The 15,709-nt window shown below is 71.6% G+C and carries 12 protein-coding genes and 1 pseudogene; 7 read left to right on the forward strand and 6 right to left on the reverse strand.

The window, feature by feature from the left end; all coding sequences use genetic code 11:
• Positions 1–21 precede the first annotated feature (21 nt).
• From C1703_RS00775 to C1703_RS00785, 3 genes are read right to left on the reverse strand one after another with little or no spacing between them, the layout of a single operon-like run.
• Entirely contained in the window at positions 22–882 is an 861-nt protein-coding gene (locus C1703_RS00775) for an ABC transporter permease (protein ID WP_114250031.1), read from the reverse strand.
• The gene (locus tag C1703_RS00780; protein ID WP_114250032.1) at positions 842–1,699 is read right to left on the reverse strand and encodes an ATP-binding cassette domain-containing protein; all 858 of its coding nucleotides are present in this window, start codon (positions 1,697–1,699) and stop codon (positions 842–844) included. The genes C1703_RS00775 and C1703_RS00780 overlap by 41 nt, the downstream gene beginning before the upstream one ends.
• Positions 1,696–2,151 (reverse strand): MarR family winged helix-turn-helix transcriptional regulator, encoded by a 456-nt coding sequence (locus C1703_RS00785; RefSeq protein WP_114250033.1) that lies wholly within the window; start codon positions 2,149–2,151, stop codon positions 1,696–1,698. Before C1703_RS00785 ends, C1703_RS00780 begins: the two co-directional genes overlap by 4 nt.
• 283 nt (positions 2,152–2,434) lie before the next feature.
• Here C1703_RS00785 and C1703_RS00790 point away from each other — a divergent pair, with 283 nt between their 5' ends.
• Positions 2,435–3,226: an RNA polymerase sigma factor SigF gene (locus C1703_RS00790; protein WP_114250034.1), complete on the forward strand. Its 792-nt coding sequence runs from the start codon at positions 2,435–2,437 to the stop codon at positions 3,224–3,226.
• 51 nt (positions 3,227–3,277) lie between these two features.
• Here the strand turns inward: C1703_RS00790 and C1703_RS00795 are convergent, their stop codons facing one another.
• Positions 3,278–3,619 carry an ANTAR domain-containing protein gene (locus C1703_RS00795; protein ID WP_198678048.1) on the reverse strand — a complete coding sequence of 114 codons (342 nt, stop codon included), beginning with the start codon at positions 3,617–3,619 and terminating at the stop codon, positions 3,278–3,280.
• A gap of 251 nt (positions 3,620–3,870) precedes the next feature.
• Here C1703_RS00795 and C1703_RS00800 point away from each other — a divergent pair, with 251 nt between their 5' ends.
• Positions 3,871–4,674: a VOC family protein gene (locus C1703_RS00800; protein WP_114250036.1), complete on the forward strand. Its 804-nt coding sequence runs from the start codon at positions 3,871–3,873 to the stop codon at positions 4,672–4,674.
• A gap of 62 nt (positions 4,675–4,736) precedes the next feature.
• Here C1703_RS00800 and glgX read toward each other — a convergent pair whose 3' ends face one another.
• Positions 4,737–6,893: a glycogen debranching protein GlgX gene (gene glgX / locus C1703_RS00805; RefSeq protein WP_114250037.1), complete on the reverse strand. Its 2,157-nt coding sequence runs from the start codon at positions 6,891–6,893 to the stop codon at positions 4,737–4,739.
• A complete protein-coding gene (locus C1703_RS00810) occupies positions 6,890–7,402 on the reverse strand; it encodes a hypothetical protein (protein WP_031116354.1) in 513 nt (170 codons plus the stop codon). The genes glgX and C1703_RS00810 overlap by 4 nt, the downstream gene beginning before the upstream one ends.
• Before the next feature lie 384 nt (positions 7,403–7,786).
• Here C1703_RS00810 and C1703_RS00815 point away from each other — a divergent pair.
• The 5 genes and pseudogenes from C1703_RS00815 to glgB form a co-directional block, all read left to right on the forward strand.
• Positions 7,787–8,092, forward strand: a pseudogene (locus tag C1703_RS00815) (DUF5133 domain-containing protein); the annotation flags it as partial.
• A 208-nt stretch (positions 8,093–8,300) separates the two neighbouring features.
• Positions 8,301–10,298 (forward strand): alpha-1,4-glucan--maltose-1-phosphate maltosyltransferase, encoded by a 1,998-nt coding sequence (locus C1703_RS00820; protein ID WP_114250039.1) that lies wholly within the window; start codon positions 8,301–8,303, stop codon positions 10,296–10,298.
• Positions 10,295–12,013, forward strand: coding sequence for a maltose alpha-D-glucosyltransferase (gene treS / locus C1703_RS00825; RefSeq protein WP_114250040.1), 1,719 nt, complete (start codon positions 10,295–10,297; stop codon positions 12,011–12,013). The genes C1703_RS00820 and treS overlap by 4 nt, the downstream gene beginning before the upstream one ends.
• A gap of 28 nt (positions 12,014–12,041) precedes the next feature.
• Positions 12,042–13,412, forward strand: coding sequence for a maltokinase (locus tag C1703_RS00830; RefSeq protein ID WP_114250041.1), 1,371 nt, complete (start codon positions 12,042–12,044; stop codon positions 13,410–13,412).
• A gap of 3 nt (positions 13,413–13,415) precedes the next feature.
• On the forward strand, positions 13,416–15,626 hold the full coding sequence (gene glgB, locus C1703_RS00835) for a 1,4-alpha-glucan branching enzyme (RefSeq protein WP_114250042.1): 2,211 nt from the start codon (positions 13,416–13,418) through the stop codon (positions 15,624–15,626).
• Positions 15,627–15,709: the final 83 nt, after the last annotated feature.

Genomic DNA, 15,709 nt, shown 5'->3' on the forward strand with positions numbered 1-15,709 from the left:
CATCACTTTCCCGGGTGAAGATCAACGGGCCAGACGGCCCAGCAGGGCCGAGGCGGCGGTGACGCCGAGTGCGGCGGCCACGAGCAGCACCGCGAAGTCGGCCGCCAGATGGTGGGGCGTGCCGAGGAGGAGGCCGCGCAGGGCGTCCACCTCGTAGCTGAGCGGGTTGGCCTTGCTGACGGCCTGGAGCCAGCCCGGCATCACGGAGACCGGGTAGAGGGCGTTGGAGCCGAAGAACAGCGGCATGGTGATCGCCTGCCCGAAGCCCATGAGGCGGTCGCGGCTGAGGACGATGCCGGCGATGGTCATGGACAAGCAGGAGAAGAAGGCCGAGCCGAGGACGACGATCGCGGCGACCGCGAGCAGCCTGAGCGGGTTCCAGGTCAGGGCCACGCCCAGCACGGCGGCGATGAGCAGGACGACGAGGGCCTGGACGAGCGACTTCACGCCCGCCGCGAACGCCTTGCCCGTGATCAGCGCCGAGCGTGGGGTCGGGGTGACCAGGAGCTTGTTCAGGATGCCGGCGTCGCGCTCCCAGATGATCTGGATGCCGTAGAAGATGGCGATGAACATCGCGGACTGGGCGATGATGCCGGGCGCCAGGTAGTCGACGTAGGGGATGCCGCCGGTCGGGATGGCCCGGATGCGGGTGAAGGTCTGACCGAAGATCAGCAGCCAGAGGGCCGGCTGGACCGCGCGGGTGTAGAGCTCGGTGCGGTCGTGGCGGAGTTTCTGCAGTTCGACCGCGCACATCGCGCCGACCCGGGCGGGCAGCAGGCGCCAGCCGGCGCGGGGCCGCGGGGGTTTCAGCAGCAGGCCGATGCCGGGGGCGGGGGCGGGGTCAGCCGACGCGGCGGGCGGTGCGGCGGGTGCTTCGGACATCGCGGAAATCTCCTGCCTCGTCGTCGAGACCGCTGCCGGCCACGTCCCGGAAGACGTCCTCCAGCGTGGGCAGCGTGTCCGTGGCCGCGCCCGTGGCGCGGCGGCGTGCGCCGAGTCCCTGCCGGAGCTCGGCCGGGGTGCCGAGGGCCCGGATGCGGCCCCGGTGCATGAGGGCGACGCGGTCGCAGTACTGGTCGGCCTCGTCCATGTAGTGGGTGGTGACGAGCACGGTCATGCCGGTGGCCGCGCGGACGGCGCCGATGTGCTCCCAGACTCCGGTGCGGGCGATCGGGTCGAGGCCGATGGTGGGCTCGTCGAGGATGAGCAGGCGCGGGGCGCTGACCAGCGCCTGGGCGAGTTCGAGCCGGCGGACCATGCCGCCGGAGTAGGTGGCGGCCAGGCGGTCCGCCGCGTCGGCGAGGTCGACGGCGGCCAGGGCCTGGGCGACGCGTTCGGCGCGTTCCCGGCGGGGCACGTCGAAGACCCGGGCGAACAGGGCGACGTTCTCCCGGCCGGTGAGTCCGGCGTCGGCGGACAGCTGCTGCGGGACGTAGCCGAGCAGGCGGCGTACGGCCATGCGGTCCCCGGCGGTGTCGTGGCCGAAGACGCGGACCATGCCGGCGGGCACGGGCAGCAGGGTGGTGAGGCAGCGGATGGCGGTGGTCTTGCCGGCGCCGTTGGGGCCGAGCAGCCCGAAGACCTCGCCGGGCCGGACCGTGAGATCGAGTCCGTCGACGGCGTTGGTGTCGCCGAAGGCGTAGGTGAGCCCGGAGCAGACCACGGCGTCGGCCCGCCCCCGGTCGGTGTCCCGTGTCATGACTCCTCGGCCTCCTCGTGCAGGGTGTCGGCCAGCTTGCGCAGGGCCGGGATCGCCGCGAGCAGCGCCCGGCGGTCCGCCTCGTCGAGGCCGGCCACGTGCCGGCGCAGGAGGTCCGCGCGGCGGCGGCGCCACTCGCGCAGCCGCGTCTCGGCGGCGGGGGTGGGCAGCAGCCGGGCGGCCCGCCGGTCCGCCGGGTCGGTCTCGCGGGCCAGGTAGCCCGCCCGGGCCAGCTGGTTGACCAGGGTGGACACCGAGTTGGCCGCGAGCCCGAGCTCCCTGGCCGCGTCGGAGATGCCGATGCCGGGCCGGGTGACGACCAGGCGCAGCAGCTCCGCCTCGGCGCCGCGCAGCCGGGGGTCGGGCATCTCCCGCCGCAGGCGCCGCCGGACCAGCCGCTGGACCCCGACGAGTGCGTCGGCCAGCTCTTCGGGGAAGGTCTCCGGCTCCATGCGGCCGAGATTAGCTCTGCAACAGAGCTAATCGGGCCAAGGCGCGGTCAAGGGTGGTCAAGGGAAGTGCATTCCGGACGGTCGCGGAGCCGTGGGCCCTCGAATGCCGTATTGTCTGAATTGTTTGGTTATATCCCTGCCCGGGAATGGGCAGTGAAGTGCTTCGGACAGGAGGCACGTCCGTGGGAGCCGGCCCGCCGGGCCCCGGTGCCCTCCGAGAGGTCCGACTCCGCGCTTCCCATGGTGTCTGTCCATCCAGCACCTGCTCAGGGAGGTGCGCACCATGCGTATCGCCGGCAGCACCCGAACGCACCCCCACGACGACGCCCCCGACACCGCCGCGGCGTTCGCCCGTCTCGCGCGGCTGCCCGAGGGGCCCGAGCGCAAGGCCCTGCGCGACGAGCTGGTCGAGGCCTGGCTCCCCATGGCCGAGCGGATCGCCGTCCGCTTCCGTGGCCGCGGGGAGGCCCTGGAGGACCTGTACCAGGTGGCGGCCCTCGGCCTGGTGAAGGCCGTCGACCACTACGACCCGGCGCGCGGCAACGCCTTCGAGGCGTACGCCGTGCCGACGGTCACCGGCGAGATCAAGCGCCACTTCCGCGACCACATGTGGACGCTGCACGTGCCCCGCCGGGTCCAGGACCTGCGCAACCGGGTGCGGCACGCCGCCAAGGAGCTGTCGCAGACCACCCCGGGCCGCGCGCCGACGGTCGCCGAGATCGCCGAGTACGCCCACCTCACCGAGGGCGAGGTGCGCACCGGCATGGAGGCCCTGGAGTGCTTCTCCGCGCTGTCGCTGGAGGCGGAGATGCCCGGCACGGACGGCTACGCCCTCGGGGACGCGATCGGCGGGCCGGACCCGGCCTTCGACATCGTCGTCAACCGCGTGGCGGTCAAGCCCTGTCTGGAGGCGCTGCCGGAGCGCGAGCGGATCATCCTCTACCTGCGGTTCTTCAAGGGCATGACGCAGAGCCGCATCGCGGAGCAGCTCGGCATCTCGCAGATGCACGTCTCCCGGCTGCTCAGCAGTTGCTTCGCCCATCTGCGTGAGGAACTGCTCAGCGACGCCCGCTGAGCACCGGGCCCATGGAGCACGGGGCCAGGGGGAGCCGGCGCCGCCGGAGGATCACCCCTCCGGCGGCGTTCCCGGGAGTTCCGGCGGTGTGCCGGGGATCTGGGTCGGTCCTGCGCGGTCGAGGGCGTCCTCCAGTTCGGCCCGTATCTCCTCGGGCATCACGCCGGTGCGCCCCCAGCCGATGATCAGTTCCGCGACGTTGCGCAGCTTGATGTTGGTGTGCTGGGAGACCTCCTTCAGCACCGCCCATCCCTGGTCGGGCGAGACCCGGCCGAGCGCCACGACCATCCCGATCGCCTGGTCCACGACGGCGTGGGAGACGACCGCCTCCTTCAGCTGCTGGACTTCTTCCTGCAGCTCGAAGATCCGCTCCGAGCCCCCGTCCGTGGGCATGGTCACCTCCGGGTCCGGTGCGCCGCTGTCCCCAGGGCCTCACCGAGTGCTTGAGTGCCCTGACGCAGTGTCCGACCCATCCATCGTCGTCACTCGGCCCGCCCGCTGCCACCGGGGCGGACCGGCCGGTCACCGACACCGTTTCGGCGGCGCCGCCGGGGTACTCGGCAGGCGCCCACAGCGGTTCCGGTTGGACACTGGTGTCATTCCTCCGGTGTCTGCCAGGCCGACGAGATCAGGACGCGACTGCCATGAACCACGACATGCCCACCCCCTCCGGCACGAAGGACGTCGTCTCATCACACTCCGTGTTCGGCGCGCCCTGCTGGGTGAGTCTGACCAGCCGGGACGTCAAGGCGACCGAGGAGTTCTACGGCGCCGTGCTGGGCTGGCAGTGGCGGCCGGCCAAGCTCGGCGACCGGTTCCGGATCGCGCTGGCCGACGGCTCGCCGGTGGCCGGGATCGCGGGGGTGGCGACCATGTGGCAGATGGCGGTGGCCTGGACGCCGTACTTCGCGGTGCGCAGCGCGGACGACGCGGTGGCGCGGGTGCAGGAGCGCATGGGCACGGTCGCCGTCGGGCCGATCTCGCTGCCGCCGGGGCGGGCGGCCCTGCTGGCCGACCGGGACGGGGCGACGTTCGGGATCTGGGAGGGCGACCTCTTCACGGACTGGGAGACCTGGCGCAACGCGCAGCCGGCCTTCATCACGCTGCACACCCGGGACGCCTTCGACGCGGCCATCTTCTACGGCGAGGTCCTCGACTGGGCCTCGGAGCGCCCCGGCTGCTGCGAAGTCCACTATGAGGGCGGCGAGGTCGTGCTGCGCAGCCGCGGTGACGTGGTGGCGCGGATCGAGTCGGGGGCGCTGGAGGCGGCCCCCGATCCCACCATCCGGCCGCACTGGCAGGTCCACTTCACCGTGGACGACGTGGAGGCCTGTGCCCGCGCCGCGGAGCTGCACGGCGGCAGTGTGCTGTCCAAGGGCAGCGACGAGGCGGTGCTGCGCGACCACGACGGCGCCCAGTTCACGGTCACGGCACGCCGGGACCGCTGACCATGGGGGACACCCCGGTCAGCGGTCCTGGCGTGCCGCCCGGCATGGACGGTGCAGCCCCGTCACCCGCCCCTGCGGCGCGACGCCCGCGACGGTCGTGACAGCAGTACCAGGCTGCGGGCGTCGACCGTCAGGACCGTGCCCGCCTTGTGCTCGGACTCGTCCGGGGTGCCCTCCGGGTCGGCCGTGTCGATCAGGGCCGTCCAGCGTTCGCCGTAGGCGGCGTCGGGGAGGCGGAAGTCGACCGGCTCCCAGTGGCTGTTGAACAGCAGCAGGAACGAGTCGTCGAAGACAGGGCGTCCGCGCGGGTCGGGTTCGGCGATGGCGTCGCCGTTGAGGAAGGCGCCGACGGAGTGCGCGTCGCCGCGCTGCCAGTCGTCGTCGGTCATCTCGGACGCGTCGGGCGCCAGCCACACCAGGTCGGGCAGCGGCTGGTCGGCGCGGGTCAGGGTCTCGCCGAGGAAGAAGCGGCGCCGGCGCAGCACGGGGTGGGCGGTGCGCAGCCGGATGACGTACCGGGTGAACTCCAGCAGGCCGCGCTGCTCCTCGGTGAGCCGCCAGTCGACCCAGGAGATCTCGTTGTCCTGGCAGTAGGCGTTGTTGTTGCCGCGCTGGGTGCGTCCGAGTTCGTCGCCGTGGCAGAGCATCGGAATGCCCTGGGAGAGCAGCAGCGTGGCGAGGAAGTTGCGCTGCTGGCGGGCGCGCAGCTCCAGGACCGCCGGGTCGCGGGTGGGGCCCTCGGCGCCGCAGTTCCAGGACCGGTTGGTGCTCTCGCCGTCCTGGTTGTCCTCGCCGTTGGCGTCGTTGTGCTTGTCGTTGTAGGAGACGAGGTCGCGCAGGGTGAAGCCGTCGTGCGCGGTGACGAAGTTGACGCTGGCGCGCGGGCGGCGCCTGCTGTGCTGGTACAGGTCGGAGGAGCCGGTCAGGCGGGAGGCGAACTCGCCGAGGGTGTGGTCCTCGCCGCGCCAGAAGTCCCGGACCGCGTCGCGGTACATGCCGTTCCACTCCGACCACAGCGGCGGGAAGTTGCCCACCTGGTAGCCGCCCTCGCCGACGTCCCACGGCTCGGCGATCAGCTTGACGCGACTGATCACCGGGTCCTGCTGGATGAGGTCGAAGAACGCCGAGAGCCGGTCCACCTCGTGGAACTGCCGGGCGAGGGTCGCCGCGAGGTCGAAGCGGAAGCCGTCGACGTGCATCTCGGTGACCCAGTACCGCAGCGAGTCCATGATCAGCTGGAGCACGTACGGGTGGCGCATCAGCAGGCTGTTGCCGGTGCCGGTGGTGTCGTAGTAGTGCTCCCAGTCGCCGTCGACCAGGCGGTAGTACGAGGAGTTGTCGATGCCCCGGAAGGACAGCGTCGGCCCCATCTCGTTGCCCTCGGCGGTGTGGTTGTAGACCACGTCGAGGATCACTTCGAGCCCGGCCGCGTGCAGGGTCTTCACCATCTGTTTGAACTCGGTGACCTGCTGGCCCCTGGTGCCGTGGGCGGCGTAGCCGTTGTGCGGCGCGAAGAAGCCGATGGTGTTGTAGCCCCAGTAGTTCGACAGGCCCCGGTCGTGCAGCACGCCGTCGTGGACGAACTGGTGGACCGGCATCAGCTCCACCGCCGTGACGCCCAGCGAGGTGAGGTGCTCGACCACGGCGGGGTGGGCCAGCCCGGCGTAGGTGCCGCGCAGTTCCTCGGGCACCTCGGGGTGGGTGCGGGTCAGGCCCTTGACGTGTGCCTCGTAGATCACCGTGTCGGCGTACGCCCGGCAGGGCCGGGTGTCGTCGCCCCAGTCGAACGCCGGGTCGGTCACCACGCCCAGCATGGTGTGCCCGGCGCTGTCGGCCGGGTCGGGGCCGTCCGGGTTCCGCTCGTAGAGCGAGGGGTGGTTGTCGATCTGCCCGTCCACCGCCCGGGCGTACGGGTCCAGGAGCAGCTTCGCCGGGTTGCAGCGGTGGCCGAGGGTGGGGACCCAGGGCCCGTGGACGCGGTAGCCGTAGCGCCGGCCGGGGCCGACGCCGGGGAGGTAGCCGTGCCAGACGAAGCCGTCGACCTCGTTCAGCGGCACGTGGGTGTGCGTGCCGTCGTCGTCGACGAGGACCAGCTCGACGCGTTCCGCCACCTCGCTGAAGAGCGCGAAGTTGGTGCCCTCCCCGTCGTAGGAGGCGCCCAGCGGGTAGGGGCGCCCGCTCCAGGCGGACGCCCCTTTCCGTGTCTGCCGCCGCGTCACCGGGCCTCCTCCAGGACCTCGTCCGGCGTACTGGCGGGGCCGGCCAGCTGCGCGACGCGCTCCTCGCGGGGCACCTCGAGGCCCTCGCGCTCCTGCGGGGCGGGCGCGGTCGGCACCAGCGGGACGCGTTCGCCGGCCCGGGCGCGCTGCGAGAACCAGATGACCTTGCTGCCGGTCTCGGTGGCGCAGCAGCCCCAGCCGTCGCTCATCGCCGCGAGGTGCTCCAGGCAGCCACGCAGCTCCTGGTCCGGGCGCAGCGCGCGGTCGTTGTCCCCGATGGCGGTGATCAGGTGCTGCCCGTTCCACCACATCTCGATCGACGTGTTCTTGTCCGTGGCGTGTTCGTCGATGGCCTTGAGCAGCATCTCGGCACCGCCGCAGACGGGCTGGACCAGGTTGTCCAGGTCCCAGAACCTCAGGTGAGCGGCCAGAATGCGGCTGACCTGTCCCACCCGTTCCGGGCTGACTTCCACGTCGAGGTGGTAGTAGCAGGGCACTGCGGTCTTCATCGGTCGGCTCCTCACCGCGAAGCTCAGCTCCTCCTCGCTCCCGCGGTCCTGCGGGACGAGCCCCGAACACGGAACGTGAGCACGTATCGCTTCTGAGTCACCCTCAGCCTGAGGGGGCTAGCCCGTTCGTGCAACACGAGCGCACGGTTGAGGCGGTGGAGCACACAAGTGAGCGCACTCCGAGGACACTCTGAGGACACCCCGCAGGCCGGTACGACACAGCCGAACCCCCGCTGGTTGAAGATCCAACAAGACGCTGCGTCGTCACCCGTGCACCATGTGTGAAGAACTCGATCGCCGTTACGGGTCCGTGCCGCTGTGCGCACGGCCGCCGTCCGACCGTCGGGAGACCGTGCCCCTCGAGCCCGAAAGGTGATCGGCGCCATGCTGCTACCCGCCAAAGCCGAAGTCGCCCGGCAGTTGCGGCGTTACCGGGCCTGGGAACGCGTGATGCTCGCGGCACCGAACGACCGCACGGTGCGGACCACGTTCGAGGACTCCGGCTACACGCTCTGCGTGCTGATGGGCAAGCGGTGCGCGCGGGAGGCGGCGGACGCGGCGGAGCGGTACCTGCGCACGAACGAGGTCGCCTCCCTGCAGGAAACCTGTCCGCAGGAACAGGACGAACGGCCGCGCCCGGCCGCCGCGGTCGGACGAAGACCGCCGGCGGCGGAACGGCGTTCCCCGGCGGCGGAACGGCGTTCCCCGGCGGCGGAACGGCGTTCCCCGGCGGCGGAACGGCGTTCCCCGGCGGCGGAACGGCGTTCCCCGGCGGCGGAACGGCGTTCCCCGGCGGTGGAGCGGCGTTCCCCGGCGGGACGGTAGCGGCCCGCGCGTACTTCTTGTCCCCTGAACCGGGCTTCCGGCCCGGCTCTTGAGCACGGTGGAGGTGAGGACCATGAGGAGGACCCGGGCCATCGGCCGTATCCCGGTACGGGACGTCCGTCCGGCCGTGGAGAGCGGCAACCGGCCGGCCAAGGCGGTCGTGGGCGAGACGTTCGAGGTCACCGCCACCGTGTTCCGGGAGGGGCACGACGCGGTCGCCGCCAACGTCGTGCTGAAGGATCCCGAGGGCCGTCCCGGCCCGTGGACGCCGATGCGGGAGCTGGCCCCGGGCAGCGACCGGTGGGGCGCCGAGGTCACCGCGGACGCCGTCGGCCGCTGGACGTACCGGGTGGAGGCCTGGAGCGATCCGGTGGCCACCTGGCGTCACACGGCGGGCATAAAGGTCCCGGCCGGCATCGACCCGGGCCTGGTCCTGGAGGAGGGCGCCGACCTGTACGAGCGGGCGGCGGCCGGCGTACCGAAGGAGGCCGGCCGCGCTGTGCTGCTCGCGGCGGCGGAGGCCCTGCGCGACGACACGCTGTCCCCGGCCGCGCGGCTGGCGGCGGCGTTGACGCCGGAGGTGGACGCGGTCCTGGCCCGGCATCCCCTGCGGGACCTGGTCACGACCTCGGAGCCGCTGCCGCTGCTGGTGGAGCGCGAGCGGGCGCTGTACGGCTCCTGGTACGAGTTCTTCCCCCGCTCCGAGGGCACCCCCGAGCGGCCCCACGGCACGTTCCGCACCGCCGCCCGGCGGCTGCCGGAGATCGCCGCGATGGGCTTCGACGTGGTCTACCTGCCCCCGATCCACCCCATCGGCACCACCTTCCGCAAGGGCAGGAACAACACCCTCTCCCCCGGCCCCGACGACGTCGGCGTGCCCTGGGCGATCGGCTCGCCCGAGGGCGGCCACGACGCCGTCCACCCCGACCTGGGCACCCTGGAGGACTTCACCTGGTTCGTGGACCAGGCCCGCGAGCTGGGCCTGGAGATCGCCCTGGACTTCGCCCTGCAGTGCTCCCCGGACCACCCCTGGGTGCAGAAACACCCCGAGTGGTTCCACCACCGCCCCGACGGCACCATCGCCTACGCCGAGAACCCGCCGAAGAAGTACCAGGACATCTACCCCATCGCCTTCGACGCGGACATGGACGGCCTGGTCGCCGAAACGCTGCGGGTGCTGCGGCACTGGATGGACTGCGGGGTGCGCATCTTCCGGGTGGACAACCCGCACACCAAGCCGGTCGTGTTCTGGGAGCGGGTGATCGCGGACATCAACCGCACGGACCCCGATGTGATCTTCCTGGCCGAGGCGTTCACCCGCCCGGCGATGATGCACACCCTGGCCCAGATCGGCTTCCAGCAGTCCTACACGTACTTCACCTGGCGCAACACCAAGGAAGAGCTCACCGAGTACCTGACGGAGCTGTCGGGCGAGGCCGCGAGCTACATGCGGCCGAACTTCTTCCCCAACACCCCCGACATCCTGCACGCCTACCTCCAGCGCGGCGGCCGGCCCGCCTTCGAGGTGCGTGCCGTCCTCGCCGCGACGCTGTCGCCGACCTGGGGCATCTACTCCGGCTACGAACTGTGCGAGAACACCCCGCTCAGGGAGGGCAGCGAGGAGTACCTCGACTCGGAGAAGTACCAGCTCAGGCCCCGCGACTGGGAAGCGGCCGCACGCGAGGGCCGCACCATCGCCCCGCTGCTGACCCGGCTCAACACCATCCGGCGGGAACACCCCGCGCTGCGCCGGCTCCGGAACCTCCGCTTCCACCACACCGACAACGACGCCCTCATCGCGTACAGCAAGCGCACCGGGTCCGACGTGGTCCTGGTGGTCGCCAACCTCGACCCGCACCACGCCCAGGAGGCCACGGTCTCGCTCGACATGCCGCAACTCGGCCTGGACTGGCACGCGTCGGTGCCGGTGCGCGACGAGCTCACCGGCGAGACCTACCACTGGGGCCGCAGCAACTACGTGCGCCTGGAGCCGGGGCGGGCTCCGGCGCACGTGTTCCACGTCCAGTCGCCGCCCGCCGCGCAAGGGAACGGAGGGGCAGGAACGTCATGACCGTGAACGAGCCCGTGCTGGACACTTTCGAGGACACTCCCGTCAGGGACCGCGACCCGGAGTGGTTCAAGCGCGCCGTCTTCTACGAGGTGCTCGTCCGCTCGTTCCAGGACAGCAACGGCGACGGCGTCGGTGACCTGAAGGGCCTGACCGCCAAACTCGACTACCTCCAGTGGCTGGGCGTCGACTGCCTGTGGCTGCCGCCCTTCTTCAAGTCGCCCCTGCGCGACGGCGGCTACGACGTCTCCGACTACACCGCCGTGCTGCCGGAGTTCGGCGACCTCGCCGACTTCGTGGAGTTCGTCGACGCCGCCCACCAGCGCGGCATGCGCGTGATCATCGACTTCGTCATGAACCACACCAGCGACCAGCACCCGTGGTTCCAGGAATCACGCAAGGACCCCGACGGGCCCTACGGCGACTACTACATGTGGGCCGACGACGACAAGGGCTACCCGGACGCCCGGATCATCTTCGTCGACACCGAGACGTCCAACTGGACCTTCGACCCCGTGCGCGGCCAGTACTTCTTCCACCGCTTCTTCTCGCACCAGCCCGACCTCAACTACGAGAACCCGCGCGTCCAGGAGGAGATCCTGGCCGCGCTGAAGTTCTGGCTGGACCTCGGCATCGACGGCTTCCGGCTGGACGCGGTGCCGTACCTCTACGCCGCCGAGGACACCAACTGCGAGAACCTGCCCGCCACGCACGCCTTCCTCAAGCGGGTCCGCCGCGAGATCGACGCGCAGTACCCCGACACGGTGCTGCTCGCCGAGGCCAACCAGTGGCCCGAGGACGTCGTCGACTACTTCGGCGACTACGCCACCGGCGGCGACGAGTGCCACATGGCGTTCCACTTCCCGGTCATGCCGCGCATCTTCATGGCCGTCCGGCGCGAGTCCCGCTACCCGGTCTCGGAAATCCTGGCCAAGACCCCGGCCATCCCCTCGGGCTGCCAGTGGGGCATGTTCCTGCGCAACCACGACGAGCTGACCCTGGAGATGGTCACCGACGAAGAGCGCGACTACATGTGGGCCGAGTACGCCAAGGACCCCCGCATGCGCGCCAACATCGGCATCCGCAGGCGGCTGGCTCCCCTGCTGGACAACGACCGGCACACCATCGAGCTGTTCACCGCGCTCCTGCTGGCCCTGCCGGGCTCGCCGATCCTCTACTACGGCGACGAGATCGGCATGGGCGACAACATCTGGCTCGGCGACCGCGACGCCGTCCGGACCCCGATGCAGTGGACCCCGGACCGCAACGCCGGGTTCTCCACCTGCGACCCGGGCCGCCTCTTCCTGCCGGCGATCATGGACCCGGTCTACGGCCACCAGGTGACCAACGTCGAGGCGTCGATGTCCTCGCCCTCGTCGCTGCTGCACTGGACCCGCCGCATGATCGAGATCCGCAAGCAGAACCCGGCCTTCGGACTCGGCTCGTACACCGAACTGTCCTCCTCCAACCCGGCGGTACTGGCGTTCCTGCGGGAGTACGAGGACGACCTGGTGCTGTGCGTGAACAACTTCGCGCGGTTCGCCCAGCCGACCGAACTCGACCTGCGCGAGTTCGCCGGTCGCCATCCGGTGGAGCTGTTCGGCGGGGTGCGCTTCCCGGCCATCGGTGAACTGCCGTACCTGCTGACCCTCGGGGGCCACGGCTTCTACTGGTTCCGGCTCACTCGAGTCGCATCGCGCATCGGCCGGCGACTGTGAGCATGCGCCGACGAAAGGAGGCGTGACCATGCCGAAGACCGCATCCCTCCGCCCGGGCCTCACGCGCCTGGCCGAGCCCATGGAGTCGCTCGGCGGGCTGCTCCGCGACTGGCTGCCCAGGCAGCGCTGGTTCGCGGGCAAGGACCGGCCCGTCACGGAGCTCGGCCTGCTGTCGATGACCGAGCTGTTCCCGGGCTGTCTGCACCTGCTGGTCCACGCCGGGCACGCCGGCCACACCGGCGTACCCTCCCCCGGCGGGGCGCCCCCGGCCGGGGACTGCTACCAGCTGCTGCTCGGCGTACGGGAGCATCCGTCGCCGCGCCTCGGACGGGCGCTGATCGGGCAGGTGCAGGACGGGCCGCTCGCCGGCCTGACGGTCTACGACGCGCTGCACGACCCCCGTTCGGCCCAGCTCCTGCTGGACCGGCTGCGGCACCCCGGCACCGCGGGTCCGCTGCGCTTCGACTGCGACGCGGACCAGCAGGTGCCCGCCGGACTGGTGCCGCGCCTGCTGGACGCCGAACAGTCCAACTCCTCGCTGGTGTACGGCGACGAGTACATCCTCAAGGTCTTCCGGCGCATCCAGCCGGGCGTCAACCCGGACCTGGAGGTACCGGGGGCGCTGGCCCGCCAGGGCTGCCACCGCGTCCCGGCGCCCGTGGCCTGGTTCCAGACCAAGCACCCGTTCAAGGCCACCCTCGGCGTGCTGCAGCCGTATCTGCGGGACGCCTCCGACGGCTGGACGCTGGCACTGCACGCGCTGGCCGCCGGGGACGACTTCACGGCCCACGCCCGGGCGCTGGGCGCGGCCACGGCGGAGGTGCACCTCGCGCTGGCCTCGGCCTTCCCGGTCGGCGAGCCGGGGGAGAACGGGCGGACGGCCGCCGCGATGAACGAGCGCCTGACCGCCGCCGCGCACTGCGTGCCCGCGCTCCAGCCGTTCGTGCCGGGCCTGCGGGCCGCGTTCGCCGCCCTGACCACCTGCGACGCCGGGCCGCCCGCCCAGCGCATCCACGGCGACCTGCACCTGGGGCAGGTGCTGCGGGCCGGACGCGAGTGGTTCGTCATCGACTTCGAGGGCGAGCCGTCCCGGCCGCTCTCCGAACGGCGCAGCGCCCACTCCCCCGTGCGGGACATCGCCGGGATGCTGCGCTCCTTCGACTACGCCGCCCGGCAGCGCCGCCCCTGGCGCCCGGAGTGGGCCCGCCGCTGCCGCGAGGCCTACTGCGCGGGCTACGCCGGCCGCGCCGGCTGGGACCCCCGCAAGAAGCACGGACTGCTCCGCGCCTACGAGACGGACCGGGCCGTGTACGAGGTGCTGTACGAGGCACGGCACCGCCCCGACTGGCTGCCTGTACCGATGGCGGCGATCGAGCGCCTCGCCGTGAGAGGAGACTGAGCCGTGGCCCTGAAAGACACCTCAATCCCGGAGCCGTCCGGCCCGGTCCCGGGCACCACCACCGCGCCCGCCCTGAGCCCCGAGGACCGGGGACGCCTGCTGGCGGGCGCCCACCACGATCCGCACGCCCTGCTGGGCGCCCACCCGGTGCCCGGCGGGATCGTGTTCCGGGCGCTGCGCCCCTTCGCCCACTCCGTGAGCGTGGTGATCGACGGGCGGCGCACCGCGCTCGCCTCGGAGGGCGACGGCCTCTTCTCGGGCGTGCTGCCCCTGGCGGCGATCCCCGCGTACACGCTGCACGTGGCGTACGACGGCGGTGAGCAGGAGGTGCACGACCCGTACCGCTTCCTGCCCGCGCTCGGCGAGCTCGACCTGCACCTGATCCGCGAGGGCCGGCACGAGCAGCTGTGGCAGGCGCTCGGCGCGCAGCCGATGACCCACGAGGGCGTGAGCGGCACCCGGTTCACGGTGTGGGCGCCGAACGCGCAGGGCGTACGGGTGGCCACGGACTTCACCTACTGGGACGGGACGCAGTTCCCGATGCGCTCGCTCGGCGCGTCCGGTGTGTGGGAGCTGTTCCTGCCGGGCGTCGGCGAGGGCACCGCGTACAAGTTCGAGATCCACTCCCGGTACGGCCACCGCTTCCTCAAGGCGGACCCGATGGCCCGCCGCTGCGAGGAGCCGCCCAACACGGCGTCGATCGTCACGGCCTCGCACTACGAGTGGGGCGACGCCGAGTGGATGGCGCACCGCGCCGACACGCCCGTGCACGAGGCGCCGTTCTCGGTGTACGAGGTGCACCTGCCGTCCTGGCGCCCGGGGCTGACCTACCGGCAGCTCGCCGAGGAACTCCCCCGCTACGTCAGGGACCTCGGCTTCACGCACGTGGAGCTGATGCCGGTCGCCGAGCACCCCTTCCACGGCTCCTGGGGCTACCAGGTCACCGGGTTCTACGCGCCGACCGCGCGCCTGGGCTCCCCGGACGACTTCCGGTACTTCGTCGACGCCTGCCACCGGGCCGGCCTCGGCGTGATCATGGACTGGGTTCCGGCGCACTTCCCGAAGGACGACTGGGCGCTGGCCCGCTTCGACGGGGACCCGCTGTACGAGCCCGGGAACGAGCGGCGCGCCGAGCACCCCGACTGGGGCACGTACGAGTTCGACTTCGGCCGCACCGAGGTGCGCAACTTCCTCGTCGCGAACGCCGTGTACTGGTGCGAGGAGTTCCACATCGACGGGCTGCGCGTGGACGCGGTCGCCTCGATGCTCTACCTCGACTACTCGCGCGAGGACGGCCAGTGGGAGCCCAACGCCTACGGCGGCCGGGAGGACCTGGCGGCCATGGCGTTCCTGCAGGAGATGAACGCGACCGTGTACCGGCGGGCCCCCGGCGTCGTCACCATCGCCGAGGAGTCCACCGCCTGGGGCGGGGTGACCCGGCCCACCGACACCGGCGGGCTCGGGTTCGGGCTGAAGTGGAACATGGGCTGGATGCACGACTCGCTGGAGTACATCGCCAAGGAGCCGGTGCACCGCAAGTACCACCACCACGAGATGACGTTCTCGATGGTGTACGCCTACAGCGAGAACTACGTCCTGCCCATCTCCCACGACGAGGTGGTGCACGGCAAGCAGGCGCTGGTGTCGAAGATGCCGGGCGACTGGTGGCAGCGGCGCGCGAACGTCCGCGCCTACCTCGGCTTCATGTGGGGCCACCCCGGCAAGCAGTTGCTGTTCATGGGGCAGGAGTTCGCGCAGGGGGCCGAGTGGTCAGTGGAGCAGGGACCGGAGTGGTGGCTGCTCGACGAGGGCTACCACTCGGCGGGCGACCACCGGGGCGTGCGCGATCTGGTCCGCGACCTGAACGCGGTCTACCGGGCGACGCCCGCGCTGTGGCAGTGCGACACCCGGCCGGAGGGCTTCCGGTGGGTGGCGGTGGACTCCGCCGACGACAACGTCTTCGCGTTCCTCAGGTACGACGCCGACGGCAACCCGCTGCTGGCGGTGTCGAACTTCTCCCCCGTCGTCCGGCACGACTACGCCCTCTGGGTGCCGGGTGACGTCGTCGCCTGGCAGGAAGCCCTCAACACCGACGACGCGCGCTACGGCGGCAGCGGCGTGACCAACGCGGATCCGGTCAAACCGGAGGACGGCCGTGTCCGGATCACGCTGCCTCCGCTGGCCACGGTGTGGCTGACGCCGTTCGCTGTGTGAAGTCCTGCCGTTCCACCAGGTGTCCCACCGCCTGTGAGGGGCACTGGTGGTCGTACCACCGGGACGACCCGGTGGTCGACGCG

It is taken from the genome of Streptomyces sp. Go-475 (assembly GCF_003330845.1).
Classification (GTDB): domain Bacteria; phylum Actinomycetota; class Actinomycetes; order Streptomycetales; family Streptomycetaceae; genus Streptomyces.

Excerpts from the sequence above, each read along its gene's own strand:
- C1703_RS00775 (WP_114250031.1), bottom strand. The coding sequence starts at position 882 with ATGTCCGAAGCACCCGCCGCACCGCCCGCCGCGTCGGCTGACCCCGCC.
- C1703_RS00780 (WP_114250032.1), bottom strand. The coding sequence starts at position 1,699 with ATGACACGGGACACCGACCGGGGGCGGGCCGACGCCGTGGTCTGCTCC.
- C1703_RS00785 (WP_114250033.1), bottom strand. The coding sequence starts at position 2,151 with ATGGAGCCGGAGACCTTCCCCGAAGAGCTGGCCGACGCACTCGTCGGG.
- C1703_RS00790 (WP_114250034.1), top strand. The coding sequence starts at position 2,435 with ATGCGTATCGCCGGCAGCACCCGAACGCACCCCCACGACGACGCCCCC.
- C1703_RS00795 (WP_198678048.1), bottom strand. The coding sequence starts at position 3,619 with ATGCCCACGGACGGGGGCTCGGAGCGGATCTTCGAGCTGCAGGAAGAA.
- C1703_RS00800 (WP_114250036.1), top strand. The coding sequence starts at position 3,871 with ATGAACCACGACATGCCCACCCCCTCCGGCACGAAGGACGTCGTCTCA.
- C1703_RS00810 (WP_031116354.1), bottom strand. The coding sequence starts at position 7,402 with ATGAAGACCGCAGTGCCCTGCTACTACCACCTCGACGTGGAAGTCAGC.
- C1703_RS00820 (WP_114250039.1), top strand. The coding sequence starts at position 8,301 with ATGAGGAGGACCCGGGCCATCGGCCGTATCCCGGTACGGGACGTCCGT.
- treS (WP_114250040.1), top strand. The coding sequence starts at position 10,295 with ATGACCGTGAACGAGCCCGTGCTGGACACTTTCGAGGACACTCCCGTC.
- C1703_RS00830 (WP_114250041.1), top strand. The coding sequence starts at position 12,042 with ATGCCGAAGACCGCATCCCTCCGCCCGGGCCTCACGCGCCTGGCCGAG.